Source organism: Mesonia aquimarina (assembly GCF_003667275.1).
Lineage (GTDB): Bacteria > Bacteroidota > Bacteroidia > Flavobacteriales > Flavobacteriaceae > Mesonia > Mesonia aquimarina.
In genome coordinates this window covers 227879-243126 of record NZ_RCNV01000003.1, presented here as the reverse complement: position 1 = coordinate 243126, position 15248 = coordinate 227879, and the positions used below count along the sequence as shown (strand labels likewise).

Below are 15248 nucleotides of genomic sequence, written 5' to 3'. Positions count from 1 at the left end.
ATTTAGGGTCTCATAGTGATTATCGGGAATTATGCAGATGCGATGCTGAAATTGAAGATTCAACGAAGTTAAACAAGTTCAGCATGACATATTGAAATTAATTTTCAATCCGTGTACTTGTCTATTAGGGCAAAATCAAAAGGAGTCCATAGACACGCTTTTAAATCACTTTCAATAAAAGCTTGATTTACCCAAGTATTGCAAGTAAAAAAGCAATGATAGCTTCCGGTTGCTTCATAAAAATCATCTATGTCGGTATATCCTTTTCCTTGTAATAAAACTTTCTGCTGGTTTTTATCTAGATAAAAGCTATTCAAAATGTAAGTATTAAGCTTTTTTAATTGGGCATTATTCAAATAAACTGGTGTCCAATCACTTCTTTTATGCTGATATTTTGTCAAATGAATCCAGGTAGCACTTTTTAAGAAAAGCGCTTTTGTTGCATTGTTAAACGTTAAATCACTCCATTCCGGTGTATTTAAATAGAAGTTTTTATCGCCCCAACCAAACGATAAAAAGGCATCGGTTTCGTCTAGGGCTAAATCTTGTAATAATTTTTCTGAAGCATTTTTTTTGGGAATAATGATATCTAAATGAACCCCATTTGTATGTAGATACACTAGGTTAGTACTATTAGTTGAAGGAGTAGTATTAATACTGATATAACTAAGAAGTAAACTTATAAGGCCATATAAAATTGGAAGGCAAATAAGTACGACAAGTATCTTCAGTATTATTTTAAAAATTCTTTTCACTTAAAAATAATAAGTTAACTTTCTAAACCCTAAACCCTAAACCCTAAACCCTAAACCCTAAACCCTAAACTCTAAACTCTAAACTCTAAACTCTAAACTCTAAAACCTACTTCTTTACCCTAACCGCATCAGGAACTAGCATGGTGTAATCGCCATTATTGCGTATAACATCACGAACAATAGAAGAGGAGATGTAACTTTTTCCGCTAGAAGTCAATAAGAAAATCGTTTCAATTTGCTCTAATTTTCGATTGGTATGGGCAATGGCTTTTTCAAATTCAAAATCTGCCGGATTACGTAAACCACGCAAAATAAATTCGGCTTTCTCTTTTTTACAAAAATCGACTGTCAAGCCTTGATAGGTTTTAATTTTAATTTTGGGTTGGTGGGCAAAGGTGGCTTCTAAAAATTCTTTCCGCTGTTCTAGCGAAAACATATATTTTTTATCGGCATTTACGCCAATGGCAAGGATAATTTCATCAAATAATTTTAATCCGCGTTCTATAATATCATAATGTCCCAAGGTTATCGGATCAAACGATCCCGGAAAAACAGCTCTTTTCATAATCGATTAATTTTTCAAAAGTGAAGATAAGTAAAACTGAAGACTTAGCGATTCTTCAACGCGGCTTCAATAACATTGCTGAATAAATCTTTTAACGTGATTCCGGCAGCTTTGGCTTGTTGCGGTAGAATACTCGCTTCGCTTAAACCGGGACACGTATTAATTTCCACAAAATGCGGTTCATTGTTATGAAAAATAAATTCGGCTCTTGTAAGTCCTTTTAACTTTAAAATTTTAAAAATGCGCTTTGCTTGTTCTTGAACGCTATGGGTATCTTTTTCAGAAATATTTGCCGGTGTTATTTCTTGCGATTGCCCTAAATATTTAGCCTCGTAATCAAAAAAATCATTTTCAGATATAATTTCGGTAACGGGAAGCGCAACCACTTCATTGTTATATTCAATCACACCCACGGAAACTTCAGTTCCATCCAGAAATGATTCAATAATAACTTCTTCATCTTCTTGGAAGGAAAAGTGAATCGCTTCAATTAAATCTTCTTTTCGTTTTACTTTAGAAACGCCAAAACTACTTCCAGCTTTATTCGCTTTTACAAAACAAGGTAAACCAACGCGATCAATAATTTCATCTTCCAAAATTTCATCGCCTTTATTTAGAAAATAATTTTTAGCGGTTTGTATTCCGTTAGCTTTTAAAATACTAATACAATCTCTTTTGTTAAACGTTAGCGCTGCGTGGTAATAATCGCAAGCCGTTTGTGGGATATTCAGCATTTCTAAATAGCCTTGAAAAATACCATCTTCGCCCGGTGTTCCGTGAATAATATTAAAAACACAATCAAAATTGATTTTTTCATTGTTAATCGTAACAGAAAAATCAGCTTTATCAATCGGGTATTTTTGTTCATCATCGGTCACTACAAACCAACCTTCTTCTAAGATATGGGCGCGATAGGCTTCATAAACCTTTGTGTTGATATGCTTATAAACCAGATTTCCGCTATTCAAAGAAATTTTATATTCGTTAGAATAGCCGCCCATAGCGATGGCAATTTTTTTCTTCATACTAAATAAATTAAGTGAATTGACGTTTTTTAAATTTCACTTGTATAATTTCAAACAAAAATACGGGTGTTTTTATATCTTTGCCCAATAATCTTCAAGAATAATGAGCTTTTTCAAATTTATTTTTAGTAAAAAATTTCTTATCCAATTAATCATTGCGGGCTTGCTGGTGGTTATTTTAGGTTTTGCCAGTATGCAATGGTTAGATTATACCACTAATCATGAGCAACGCATTAAGGTACCCGATTTATCGCGATTAAGTTTAGATGTGGTTGATAAAAAATTAACTGAAATGGATTTGAGAAGAGAAATTCTGGACTCGGCAAATTATAATCCTGATTTCCCACGATATTCGGTGATCGAGCAAGTTCCTGCGGCCGGTAAGCAAGTAAAGGAAAATCGTAAAATATACTTAACCTTAAATCCTTCGGGTTATGCAAAAATAGAAATCCCAAGATTAATAGGCCGTACCAAACGTCAGGTAATCCCTACCTTAAGTTCCTTAGGCTTCAAAATAGGCGATATTACCTATAAACCGGATATTGGTAAAGATGTAGTTTTAGAAATGCGTGCCAACGGGAAAACGCTACAAGAAGGAGATGAATTAATGAAAACAACAGTCATCAATCTAATTTTAGGCGACGGTTCTAGAAATTATAATAGTGAAGAATAAGATGCAGAAAGAAGAAGATTTTAATGAAGGGAGTGATGAGCTTTACGAACATTATCGTTTTGTAGCCTCGCAAGGACAGGAGCCTTTACGCGTAGATAAGTTTTTGATGAATTTTGTGGAAAATGCGACCCGTAATAAAATTCAGCAAGCCGCTAAAAATGGAAACGTTTATGTAAATGGCGATACGGTAAAGCAAAACTACAAGGTAAAAGCAGGCGATGAGGTAAAAGTACTGTTTGAGCATCCCCCATACGAGTTTTTATTAACCCCGGAAGATATTCCGCTAAGTATTGTTTATGAAGATGATACACTTTTGGTAGTCAATAAACCTGCAGGAATGGTGGTGCATCCCGGTCATGGGAATTATTCGGGAACGCTGATCAATGCCTTGGTATATCATTTTGAAAACCTACCGAATAACAGTAGCGACCGACCCGGATTGGTTCATAGAATCGATAAGGAAACCAGCGGCTTGTTAGTAGTTGCCAAAACTGAAGACGCGATGGCGCATCTTTCTAAACAGTTTTTCAATAAAACCAGTGAACGTGAATATGTAGCTTTGGTCTGGGGAAATGTTGATGAAGAGGAAGGAAAAATAGAAGGAAATATTGGGCGTCACCCTAAAAACCGTTTGCAAAATACCGTTTATCAGGGCGAGGAAGCCGATCAAGGAAAACCGGCGGTAACGCATTATAAAGTCTTGGAGCGTTTTGGCTATGTCACTATGGTTTCTTGTAAGTTAGAAACCGGTAGAACGCACCAAATCCGTGTGCATATGAAGCATATTGGCCACACCCTTTTTAACGACGAACGTTACGGCGGCGATAAAATCCTAAAAGGAACATCCTTTACAAAATACAAACAGTTTGTCGATAATTGTTTTAAAGTATTACCACGCCAAGCCTTACACGCCAAAACTCTAGGTTTTGAGCATCCCAAAACAGGGGAGTGGTTACGTTTTAATTCTGATATTCCGGAAGATATACAACTTTGTATCGAGAAGTGGCGAAACTATGCCAAAAATCAAAAAGAAGTATTATAAGGGCAATCCTATCAAACTAGCGTTTTCAGGTCGGGCTATCCGCTATATCTTTTTTTGCCATTTATGAAAGAAAAAAAAGGATGCCGCTGCTATCCCTATTGCTAATAAACTTTCTCGATTTTTTAGTACAATAAATTGTATTTTTTAAATACTGTTATGCTGAGCTTGATTAACTCCGTTAAATCTTAGATTTCAGCATCTCATGGTTAAATCAGTGAGACCCTGAATCAAGTTCAGGGTGACGGAAATTTATATATTAGGATATTTTCAGATAAAGCCATATTGCAAAAACAACAATTAAAAAGCTAAAAAATCTCTTCAATAAATTCTATTTTTACGGTAAACTTAAAATTCCAGTAGATGAAAATTGTAGTTTCACCGGCAAAATCGTTAGATCAAGAAAGTACTTTACCAACACAACGCGGAACGCAGCCTCAATTTGTGGAAGATGCAGCTAAAATTAACCGTAAACTTTCTCGCTTCAGTAAAAAAGAAATTGCCGATTTAATGAGCATAAGCGATAAATTGGCTGATCTAAATTATACACGTTACCAAGATTTTCAGGAAGAACATACCCAATCCAATTCACGTCCTGCCGCTTATTTATTTGCCGGCGATGTGTATACCGGACTCGATGCGTATTCTATTCCGGCTGATAAGATAGACTTGTTACAAGACACTTTGCGTATTTTATCGGGAATGTATGGTGTTTTACGTCCCTTAGACCTTATTCAGCCTTATCGCTTAGAAATGGGAACAAAATTAGGACTAGGCCGAAAAAATGATTTATATGAATTTTGGCAAGATAAAATTACCAAAGCACTCCATAAAGAATTAACAAAAGACGAACTGTTCATCAACCTAGCGAGTAATGAATACAGTAAAGCAGTACAATTAGATAAATTGAAAGCTGAGGTTATTTCACCGGTTTTTAAAGATTTTAAAAATGGGAAGTTGAAAATCATCAGTTTTTACGCAAAAAAAGCACGCGGTTCTATGGCAAGGTATATTATTGATACCGATGCCCAAAGCTTAAACGATCTTAAAGGGTTTGATTATGATGGCTACCAATTCAGTGAAAAATATACCGAGAAGGAAAATGAGCCGGTGTTTATTCGGGGTTAAGTAAATAGTATTTTAGAATAATCTTCTGTATAACCGTTTATCCGTAAAAAAACACCTTACATCAAATATTTTATATTCTTTTTTCTAAAAAAAAGACTAGAGATCATATTTGTACTAGAATTAATTTCTGTAGAAATATTTAAATCTTATAGCATGAAAAAAGTAGTTTTAAGCGCAGCAGCGCTAATGATTGGGGCATTTACTTTTGCTCAGAATGATAGTAATGTAGGTCAAGTAGGTAACGATAACGTTGCTACAGTAGATCAAACCGGTAGTAATGAGTCTAATGTAACTCAGGGGGATAATAATACAGTTGGGTTCTCTAACATAGCAGATGTAACGCAAAACGGAGCATCAAATAAATCAACTGTAAATCAGTTTGATGGTGATAGTGGGGAAAACAGAAATAACGAAGCTGTAGTAACCCAATTGCAAAATAATAATACATCTACAATTACACAGCATAATGATGATCAAATTGCTGATGTTTACCAAGATGGAAATACAAATACATCTACAATAGACCAATCTGGAGGAGAGAATAAAGCAGATATAGATCAATTAGGAGATAGTAATACGGCTACAATTACACAGGAGGGTTCTGACCAAGCTGTTGGGGCAGATGTTGAACCAAATAACTTGAGTATTGTTGAACAAAATGGAGACGGAAATACAACTACAACTTCACAGCTAACAGTGAATGGTGTTCAAGCAGATAGAAATACTTCTGATGTTTTACAAAATGGAAATGGAAACACTGCAACTGTCGTACAATCTAGTTCGTTGAATAATTCAGATATTGATCAATTAGCAAATAATAACACGGCTAATATTTATCAAAACAATGATAATCCTGAAAATGGAAGAAACCAAGCACAAATTTTACAAACTAGTGATCTAAACACGGCAACTATCGATCAAGATAGAGATAATGGTGGAAGTACAGGAGGAACAGGAAGTTCAATTGCTTATATTGAGCAGACCGGGAGCACTTATAATAGTGCCTTAATTGAACAACGTGGAAAAAGTTTAAATTCTAATATTTACCAAGAGGGACATAATAACTTTGCTTACGATGAGCAGCAAGGAAAACGAATGAATTCCGATGTTGACCAGATAGGAGATAATAACTACAGTAAAGTTTATCAGATTGTTCAAGATAGCGAATCTACAGTATATCAAGAAGGGAGTGATAATGAAAATAATGTACGCCAAACAGGACATAATCATTACTCGCTAGTGCAGCAGTTAGGAGATAATAACATTTCTAGCGTTAACCAAAAAAATCAAAATCAGCATAGTACGGTAATGCAGAATGGAAATGGAAATATGGCAACTGTAACGCAACAAAATAACTAATATTTTAAACGGTTTTAAAAAAAAAAGCACTGAATTATTTTAGTGCTTTTTTTTATTACCTTAATTATTAAAACAATAAAAAAACGCAACTATCTATAAGTAAGATAATTGCGTTTTTGTTTTGTGACCTCGGCAGGATTCAAACCTGCAACCTCCTGAGCCGTAATCAGGTGCGCTATTCAGTTGCGCCACGAGGCCTTTTGCGGGTGCAAATATATTGCTTTTTTATAGTTCTGCAAAAGATTTTTTTAAAAAACGTGATGATTATTTTTTAGTTTTTAAAACTAGTTATATTTACATAAAAATATATAATGAATATTCAAGATTATATACGAATTGTTCCTGATTTTCCTAAGCAAGGAATTTCTTATAAAGATATTACGCCTTTGTTATTATCTCCTGAAGCGGTAAATTATTGTTTAATTGAATTTATTAAAAAACTTGACAAGCAGAAAATTGATAAAGTAGCTGCTGTTGAATCTCGGGGTTTTTTCTTTGGTGTATTATTGGCTAAAGAATTAAACGTAGGTTTTGTGCCTATCAGAAAAAAAGGGAAGTTGCCTTTTTCAACAACTAAAGCATCTTATGATTTAGAATATGGTACCGATGAATTAGAGATTCATACAGATGCTATAAATAACGGGGAAAGAATTTTAATTCACGATGATGTTTTAGCTACCGGAGGTACAGCTCAAGCTGCATGTAATTTGATAGAGAAATTAGGAGGTAAAATTATTCAATGTAATTTTTTAATAGAATTATCTTTTCTTGAAGGTAGAAATAAACTGGGTGGAAATGATGTTAACTCTATAATCACTTATTAACTTTCAAGTAATTTTTGATTTGATTTTCCAGCATGTTTTGTTACCCAAGCTTTCCAACCAATTATCGCTAACTGCAATTTAGTTGCTTTTTCTAATTCTAAGCCTTTCTTGGTGTAATTAGGTAAAACTAATTTGTTGAGTTTCGCCAAACCGTTAAAAAAATGTGTTTTTAGTCCCATGATTTTTATTTTAAAAATACAAAATCCTTAATAGTTAATTTGTTAAGGATCTTCTATTTAAGAAAATTATAAGGTTTTACGGTGTCATATTTATTTTTTCAAGGTGATTTCTACGACACCATTTTTACCCTTCTCACCATATTTTTTTGTAGCGTTTTTGTCTTTTAAGATAACTACTTTTTCAATATTATTTTCTTCAAGCTGATTTATTTCTTTTCCTGTAGCCTTTTTACCATTAATGAAAAATAAGGGTTTTGTTTTACCATTAATACTGTTTTTTACATCGTTATTTAAATCAGGATATTGTATGGCGTTAATATGTTTTGAGTTAACTAAAGTTTTTTGTGAGGTAAATTTAGTTGATTTTACTTCTTCAATACGTATAGCACCTTCTTTAGCCTCGTTCCCGTATCGTGCAATGGCTTCTTCTGGATTGTATGTAGTAATTTTTAAATAGCCATCTTTAGCTTCAAATAAAAGTTCATTATTTTTTGAATTCAATTTTTTTCCATTAAAAATGTATAATGGATTTTCACCTAATTTTTCGGAATTACTTTTTTCTTCATTATAAGTAACTCCGTTTTTAGAAATAGCGGTTATACTTTTATCTTTATGCTGAATGAGTAAATCAGTATTATTAGCTGATAATTTTATAGGGAACGCACTTGTTTTTTGTAGAGTAATATTCTTTCTGAATGTATTTTCGTCTTTAAATTTAGTGCTAATGCTTAAATGTGTAAGCTCTTTCTCTTTATTACGTTTAATTTCCGAGAATTCTACTGAAGTTCCTTGTAGGTTACGCTGCAGATTTTCTTCTATTAACACTAAATCTTCATTTGTAGTTGTTGAGTTTATAGTGTAGATACGAGACGTTACCTCTACTTTTTTTAAATTATTTTTAAATGTATATTTCTTCGAAGTTGTAAAACCGCAAAAAAATACACAAAGAATAAGCACTAGTAAAAATTTATTGAAGCAATTTTTTTTCATCTTAAACTATTTTTTAAATCTTCTTTTGCTTAAAATACAAAAAATTTTGTTGCCATTAAATTATGTTATCTTCGCGAAAAAAAATAGATGGCAGGAGTTTTTATAATTTTAGGCTTAACCTTGTTGGTTGTTGGTGGAGAGTTTTTAGTCCGATCTTCAGTGGCTTTATCATTTAAACTAAACATCTCTACTATGGTCATTGGTTTGACCGTGGTTTCTTTTGCAACTTCTTTGCCAGAACTCTTGGTTAGTTTGCAAGCTGCGCTAGATGGTTTTTCAGATATCAGTTTAGGAAATGTTATTGGCTCTAACGTAGCTAATATTGGTTTGGTTTTAGGTATTACCGCTATGATCTCATCCATTTCAGTAGATAGAGACTTTTTTAAACTGAATTGGCCTGTCATGTTGTTTTTCTCCTTTTTACTCTATGTGTTTCTTTATACAGGAGGTAGTATTTCTCGAATAGAAGGTTTAATATTAATAGGAATTATGATCGTTTATTTAGTGATTTTAATTCAGCGAGCTCGTAAAAAAGATGAAGTAGTTGCCGAAGAGGTAGATGAAAAATTACAAACCACTTCTTGGTTTAAAATAATTGTTTGGCTACTTATTGGAGGTGTAGCGCTTTATTACGGTTCAGAGTGGTTGGTAGAAGGAGCGGTAGATTTAGCTACAATTATGGGGGTGAGTGAGCGTGTTATTTCGGTAACTATGATTGCCATAGGAACCAGCGTGCCAGAATTAGCAGCTTCTGTAATAGCTGCTGTTAAAAAAGAAAAAGCAATTTCTTTAGGAAACTTGATAGGTTCAAATATTTTTAATATTGCCTCAGTTTTAGGAATTACTTCTGTTATTCTTCCTATAAATATTCAGTCAGAAGAAGTGTTAAGTAATGATATTTTTTGGATGTTAGGTTTTGCACTTGTATTGTTACCTTTAGTTTTATTGCCAAAACGATTTGAATTTAGCCGATACAAAGGCTTAGTTTTATTTGTGGCATATTCGTTATTTATTGGTTTAACTTTTATTTCTTAAAAATTTTAGGGGTTAATCTTAATAAAATGTAAATTTTACAGAAAATTTGATTTAAATAAAGGGGGTGTTTTAAAAATTACTACTTTTGTGCCTTGCAACACACAAAATGTAATCATGTCAAAACTTAGATTCCAAGCTTTAAAAGAAACCTTAAGCAGACAGCCAATTGAGGTTAAAGATCCTGCTAGAAGATCAGAGATTTTCGGTAAAAATGTATTCAACGAACCGGTTATGCGTCAGTTTTTAACCAAAGACTCGTATAAAAGTGTTATGGATGCCATAGAAAACGGTTCTAAAATAGAGCGGAACTTAGCCGATCATATTTCAACAGGAATGAAAGAATGGGCGATTTCTAAAGGAGCTACACACTACACGCACTGGTTTCAGCCACTTACGGGTTCTTCAGCAGAAAAACACGATGCTTTTTTTGAAACGGTTGAGGATGGCTCTGCTATCGAAAAATTTGGAGGTACCGCTTTAGTACAACAAGAACCAGATGCTTCTAGTTTCCCTAACGGAGGAATTAGAAATACATTTGAAGCACGTGGTTACACTGCTTGGGATCCAACTTCACCAGCTTTTATATTAGGAAGCACACTTTGTATTCCTACTGTATTTGTGTCATATACAGGAGAGGCGCTAGACTATAAAGCACCACTTTTACGTTCGTTACAAAGTTTAGATCAAGCAGCTACAGATGTTGTAAAATATTTCAATAAAAAAGTAACTAAAGTAAATGCTACCTTAGGTTGGGAGCAGGAATATTTCTTAATAGATTCTGCTTTGGCAGCTTCTCGTCCGGATATTACTTTATCTGGAAGAACACTTTTAGGTCATTCACCTGCTAAAGGACAGCAGTTAGATGATCATTATTTTGGAGCTATTCCTTCTCGTGTATTAAATTTTATGCGCGATATGGAAAACGAATGCATGTTATTAGGTATTCCTGTAAAAACACGTCACAATGAAGTAGCGCCTAACCAATTTGAGTTAGCGCCAATTTTTGAGGAAGTAAACCTAGCAGTAGACCATAATTTGTTGCTGATGGATGTAATGGAAAAAGTTGCAGACCGTCATCATTTTAAAGTGTTATTTCACGAAAAACCATTCGCAGGTGTAAATGGAAGCGGTAAACATAATAACTGGTCTTTAGCGACAAGTGAAGGTGTAAACCTTTTAAGTCCAGGGAGTACGCCAATGAAAAATCTTCAGTTTTTAACTTTCTTTATAAATACTATAAAGGCGGTTTATGAGAATGAAGAGTTATTAAGAGCAACCATTGCAAGTGCATCTAATGATCATCGTTTAGGAGCCAATGAAGCGCCACCGGCAATTATTTCTGTATTTATAGGTTCACAGTTGACAGAAGTGTTAGATGAACTAGAGAAGGTAACTGATGGTAAATTGTCACCACAAGAAAAAACAGAATTAAAATTAAATGTAGTTGGTAAAATTCCTGAAATTCTTTTAGATAATACCGACAGAAATCGTACTTCTCCATTTGCATTCACTGGAAATAAATTTGAATTTAGAGCGGTAGGTTCTACTGCAAATTGTGCAAATCCAATGACTGTTTTAAATTCTATTGTTGCGAAGCAATTAAAAGAGTTTAAAGTTGAGGTTGATCAGTTGATCAAGGAGAAGAAGATGAAAAAAGACGATGCTATTTTTAATGTGCTTCGTGATTATATTAAAAAATCTAAGAAAATTAGATTTGAAGGTGATGGTTACGGAGAAGCTTGGGAAAAAGAGGCTGAAAAACGTGGTTTAAGTAACAACAAAAAAACTCCTGAAGCATTAAAGGTTAAACTTTCTGATAAAACTATTGAGTTGTATGAAAGCTTAGGCGTGATGAATAGAGTTGAAGTTGAAGCTCGTCATGAGATTGAAGTTGAAGAGTATGCAATGCATATTCAAATAGAAGGACGTGTTTTAGGAGATATAGCAAGAAATCACGTAATTCCAACCGCTATTCGTTATCAAAATATTTTGATTGAAAATGTAAAAGGTTTAAAAGAGATTTACGGTGAAGCTAATTTCAAAAAACATGCTTCAGAGCAATTAACATTAATAGAGGAAGTTTCTACGCATATTGAAAAAATCAACAAAGGAATCACTGAAATGATTAATGAGCGTAAAAAAGCCAATAAGTTAGAAAATCAGGAAGACAAAGCTTTTGCTTATTGCAATGAAGTTCGTCCTTATTTTGATGTTATAAGATATCATTGTGATAAATTAGAATTATTGATCGATGATGAGTTATGGCCGCTAACAAAATATAGAGAGTTGCTATTTACCAGATAAATTAGCGTAATTTAAACTATGTACTAAAAAAGCTCGAGAATTTTCTCGAGCTTTTTTTATGTCTAAACTTTTTAGATGAAAGTTTTACGAATCTGCTTTTTTGATCTTTTCAACATGAATGTTTGTCACTTAATCTATATAAAATGAATTTAATCGGATGCTGTCATTATCTGTAAAACAAGGTGTTAAGGGGTTAAAATGATGAATTTGTGTAATTAATCGTTTCTTTCTTTCGCTTTGTCGAAAAAGAAATGATTTTTTTTAAATGAGGCAATTGCCGCTGTAATTTAGTATCAGATTTAAAGGGGTAATTAAAAAGTCAATTGCAACTTAAAATAAATAGAATAGCATTATTTATCATGAAAAAAGTATATATCAATATTGTAGCATTAACGTTTGGAGCAGTGGTCTTTGCTCAAAACAACAGCGATGTAAATCAAGTAGGAAACTTAAACGAAGCTGAAGTTAATCAGACAGGCGATAATGTTAGTGATATTGATCAAGAGTTCACCAATAATAAAGCATTTGTAGATCAATCAGGTCTTAATGAATCTATTATTAGTCAATCTGGTAATGTTGGAGGAAATACGGCAAGCGGTCAAAATAACGTTGCAGATGTAGATCAAGTAAGTATTCCGCTTTTAGGTTCACTTGTTCAGAAATCTACAGTTAAGCAAGAAGGAGATGGAAATGATGCAAAAGTGCTACAATCCGGAAGTGATAACGAGTCTATTATTAGACAGGGAGTTAATGGTAATGCGGAACAAAATTTAGCAAATGTTACCCAAATGGGTGAGAGTAATTTCTCTAGAGTAAAACAAACTTTTGATAACAATTCAGCTAATGTAATGCAGATGGGTGATAATAACCGCATCGTTACAAGACAGGTTGCAAAGCCAAATGCGACAGAGGGTAATACTTCTGTTCTGTCTCAGACAGGAGATCATAATAAAATCAAGAGTAAGCAGGTTACCTCAGCTAGTAATGCTGCTTTATTTCCATATAGTAATGGCGAGTTTGTAACTCAAACCGGAAACTATAATAAATCATTACTCAATCAAAATGGCGATAACAATTTATCACTCGTCAATCAATCTGGCGCTATGAATAATGGCGTGGGTAACCATTCTAATTTTTCAGATGTTACTCAAACTGATAATTACAATATTTCTAGTGTTTCTCAAAAGAGTAGCGGGATAATTGAAGCAGACAATACAGCGATAGTTTCGCAAAGTGGAAATGTGCCAAATATAAGTAGTATTAACCAGGCCGGGGCTAATTCGGCTAGAGTAACGCAATCTAACTAGGATTTAATTTTTAAATCAATATAAATCAATTAATTATTAACAATCAAAATTTAAAGTCATGAAAAAAGTAATTTTGAGCGCAGCAGCGCTAATGTTCGGAGCAGTTGTATTTGCTCAAGACAACGTAAGTCAAGTAGATCAAGATGGAACAGCCAACTCTTCTATTGTAGATCAAAAAGGATTAGAGAATGATTCTAAAATCACACAAGCTGGTAACGTAAGTGCGGCTAGTGGGGAGGAAAACGAAGCAACTGTAAATCAGGATGGAGAAAGAAACGATTCTGATGTATGGCAAAATGGAGATTTTAACGTGAGTACAGTTGATCAGAATGGAGATGATAATAAAGCTAACGTAGAAGTTGGAGGTTTAACTTTAACTAATGGAGAAGCAGAGGGGAATGAATCTTCTATAGATCAAGATGGTGATGGTAACGACGCGTATCAAAGACAGCAGTATGATAACAATGTCGCTACTATGGTTCAAAATGGAGATAATAACGTTTCTGAGCAATGGCAAGATAGTTCACCTGATGGTTCTGATGGTAATACTGCTTCAGGCTCACAAGATGGAGATGGGAATAATTTGTATCAAGAACAAGATGGGCATAGAAACAACGCTACATCTACTCAGGGAACACCTGGAAGTTTTTTTGGAGTTCCTTTATATGAGTCAAATGATGGAATTGTTGATCAGCGTCAAGATGGTGATGATAACACTGCCAATGCTAGTCAAGAAAATTCTTCTAACGAAATTTATCAAACTCAAGTTGGTGATAATAATATGGCTACGGCTGATCAAAATATTGGTCTAGGAAGTGGTTTAGGCTGGAATGATATAGATCAAGATCAAATTGGAAACTGGAATACAGCTACGGCAGATCAAAGTGGTGTAGTGGGAATGAATAATAATATTGTTCAAATGCAAGACGGTAATAATAACAATGCTTCTGCTACACAATCTGGATTAATTGGAGCATTGAATGATGTTAACCAATTCCAAGATGGGAATCTTAATGAGGCTACAGCAACACAAGGTGGTGCTGGTGGAACTAACAATATGATTGATCAAGATCAAGTTGGAGACGAAAATGATGCAACAGCTGCTCAATTAGGAGATTTTAATGAAGCAGTACAGAATCAACAAGGTAATTTAAATGTAGCATTTTCTGATCAAACTGGTATAGGGAATGCTGTAGAGCAAAACCAAATCGGAGATAGTAATATGGCTGATAGCTACCAAAATGGGAATGGTAACTTAAGTGATATTGACCAAAATGGAATGAATCATAAAGCTTGGGATATTCAGAATGGTAACGATAATACCGCTTATACTGATCAATCTGGTAATGGGCAGTGGAGTCAAAATACTCAAACTGGTAACAATAACTTTATTTCGGTTAACCAATCTAATTAATATTTAATATAATATTAATTAATTAAATAAAATTAATTATATTAGTAGGGTGGGTAAATGTTTAAAAAACATCACCCGCCCTTACTTTATTTTAATCATAAATTTTAACAAAAGAAGATGTATTTCAAGCATATAATTTTTAGCTTTATTTTCATTGGAATTTTTTTCGGGAGTTACGCTCAAGAGGAATCTAGCGGGGTGTCTGATGTTGATATATTAGATAAAAAAAATGAAAATTTGAATCTAATTTCTTCAGGAACGATTAGTAATCAAACATCTTCAAAAAGAAATGCACGGAGTGCTAATTCAGGTAATTCTGTTTTTATTAGACAAATTGGGGAAGGTAATACCATTAATTCTAATGTAAATTCTTCGAATACTGATATTGAGTTAACCCAAAACGGAGATAATAATACCATCACTGAAAATATACGTGCCATGAGTGTAGAAGAACGTGTTAACCAAACGGGTAATGATAACAACATAACACGTTATATTGATGACGCTTCTTCAAAAGCTAATTTGCAAATTACGCAAGATGGTGGAGCCGGTTTTGAACAATATGGAGTGAACAGTAGAACAGATGATATTAAAGTGACACAAAAATCAAGCTCCAGAACTGTAATTGTAAGAAGTTTTAAATAAAATATC

The 15248-nt window shown here is 33.7% G+C and carries 15 protein-coding genes and 1 tRNA gene; 10 read left to right on the top strand and 6 right to left on the bottom strand.

The window, feature by feature from the left end; translation table 11 throughout:
- Window positions 1-104: 104 nt before the first annotated feature.
- From D9R05_RS06575 to D9R05_RS06565, 3 genes are all read right to left on the bottom strand, one after another.
- Window positions 105-620, bottom strand: coding sequence for a DUF2459 domain-containing protein (locus D9R05_RS06575; RefSeq protein ID WP_162984914.1), 516 nt, complete (start codon window positions 618-620; stop codon window positions 105-107).
- A 241-nt stretch (window positions 621-861) separates the two neighbouring features.
- Window positions 862-1320, bottom strand: a complete 459-nt coding sequence (gene coaD, locus D9R05_RS06570; protein WP_121666417.1) for a pantetheine-phosphate adenylyltransferase — start codon at window positions 1318-1320, stop codon at window positions 862-864.
- Window positions 1321-1364: 44 nt separating this feature from the next.
- The gene (locus tag D9R05_RS06565; protein WP_121666416.1) at window positions 1365-2345 is read right to left on the bottom strand and encodes a D-alanine--D-alanine ligase; all 981 of its coding nucleotides are present in this window, start codon (window positions 2343-2345) and stop codon (window positions 1365-1367) included.
- 103 nt (window positions 2346-2448) lie between these two features.
- On the opposite strand from D9R05_RS06565, the gene D9R05_RS06560 reads away from it, so the two are divergent.
- From D9R05_RS06560 to D9R05_RS06545, 4 genes are all read left to right on the top strand, one after another.
- Window positions 2449-3018, top strand: coding sequence for a PASTA domain-containing protein (locus D9R05_RS06560; RefSeq protein WP_121666415.1), 570 nt, complete (start codon window positions 2449-2451; stop codon window positions 3016-3018).
- Between the two features lies 1 nt (window position 3019).
- Window positions 3020-4060, top strand: a complete 1041-nt coding sequence (locus tag D9R05_RS06555) for an RluA family pseudouridine synthase (protein WP_121666414.1) — start codon at window positions 3020-3022, stop codon at window positions 4058-4060.
- A 360-nt stretch (window positions 4061-4420) separates the two neighbouring features.
- Entirely contained in the window at window positions 4421-5185 is a 765-nt protein-coding gene (yaaA, locus tag D9R05_RS06550; protein ID WP_121666413.1) for a peroxide stress protein YaaA, read from the top strand.
- A 153-nt stretch (window positions 5186-5338) separates the two neighbouring features.
- Window positions 5339-6544 carry a hypothetical protein gene (locus D9R05_RS06545; protein ID WP_121666412.1) on the top strand — a complete coding sequence of 402 codons (1206 nt, stop codon included), beginning with the start codon at window positions 5339-5341 and terminating at the stop codon, window positions 6542-6544.
- A 124-nt stretch (window positions 6545-6668) separates the two neighbouring features.
- Here D9R05_RS06545 and D9R05_RS06540 read toward each other — a convergent pair.
- Window positions 6669-6742 (bottom strand) — tRNA-Arg (locus D9R05_RS06540).
- 113 nt (window positions 6743-6855) lie between these two features.
- Between D9R05_RS06540 and D9R05_RS06535 the strand changes: the two genes are divergently transcribed.
- The gene (locus D9R05_RS06535) at window positions 6856-7368 is read left to right on the top strand and encodes an adenine phosphoribosyltransferase (RefSeq protein WP_121666411.1); all 513 of its coding nucleotides are present in this window, start codon (window positions 6856-6858) and stop codon (window positions 7366-7368) included.
- Here the strand turns inward: D9R05_RS06535 and D9R05_RS06530 are convergent.
- Both D9R05_RS06530 and D9R05_RS06525 read right to left on the bottom strand, forming a co-directional pair.
- Window positions 7365-7547 carry an SsrA-binding protein gene (locus D9R05_RS06530; RefSeq protein ID WP_205589274.1) on the bottom strand — a complete coding sequence of 61 codons (183 nt, stop codon included), beginning with the start codon at window positions 7545-7547 and terminating at the stop codon, window positions 7365-7367. The two genes, D9R05_RS06535 and D9R05_RS06530, sit on opposite strands and share 4 nt — an antisense overlap.
- Window positions 7548-7637: 90 nt before the next feature.
- Entirely contained in the window at window positions 7638-8537 is a 900-nt protein-coding gene (locus tag D9R05_RS06525; protein WP_121666409.1) for a hypothetical protein, read from the bottom strand.
- An 87-nt stretch (window positions 8538-8624) separates the two neighbouring features.
- Between D9R05_RS06525 and D9R05_RS06520 the strand changes: the two genes are divergently transcribed.
- From D9R05_RS06520 to D9R05_RS06500, 5 genes are all read left to right on the top strand, one after another.
- On the top strand, window positions 8625-9572 hold the full coding sequence (locus tag D9R05_RS06520) for a calcium/sodium antiporter (RefSeq protein ID WP_121666408.1): 948 nt from the start codon (window positions 8625-8627) through the stop codon (window positions 9570-9572).
- A 114-nt stretch (window positions 9573-9686) separates the two neighbouring features.
- Entirely contained in the window at window positions 9687-11876 is a 2190-nt protein-coding gene (locus D9R05_RS06515; RefSeq protein WP_121666407.1) for a glutamine synthetase III family protein, read from the top strand.
- 359 nt (window positions 11877-12235) lie between these two features.
- Complete coding sequence (locus D9R05_RS06510) at window positions 12236-13183, top strand: hypothetical protein (RefSeq protein ID WP_121666406.1); 948 nt, start codon at window positions 12236-12238, stop codon at window positions 13181-13183.
- Window positions 13184-13241: 58 nt separating this feature from the next.
- A complete protein-coding gene (locus D9R05_RS06505; protein ID WP_121666405.1) occupies window positions 13242-14597 on the top strand; it encodes a hypothetical protein in 1356 nt (451 codons plus the stop codon).
- Window positions 14598-14714: 117 nt separating this feature from the next.
- Window positions 14715-15242: a hypothetical protein gene (locus tag D9R05_RS06500; protein ID WP_121666404.1), complete on the top strand. Its 528-nt coding sequence runs from the start codon at window positions 14715-14717 to the stop codon at window positions 15240-15242.
- Window positions 15243-15248 lie beyond the last annotated feature (6 nt).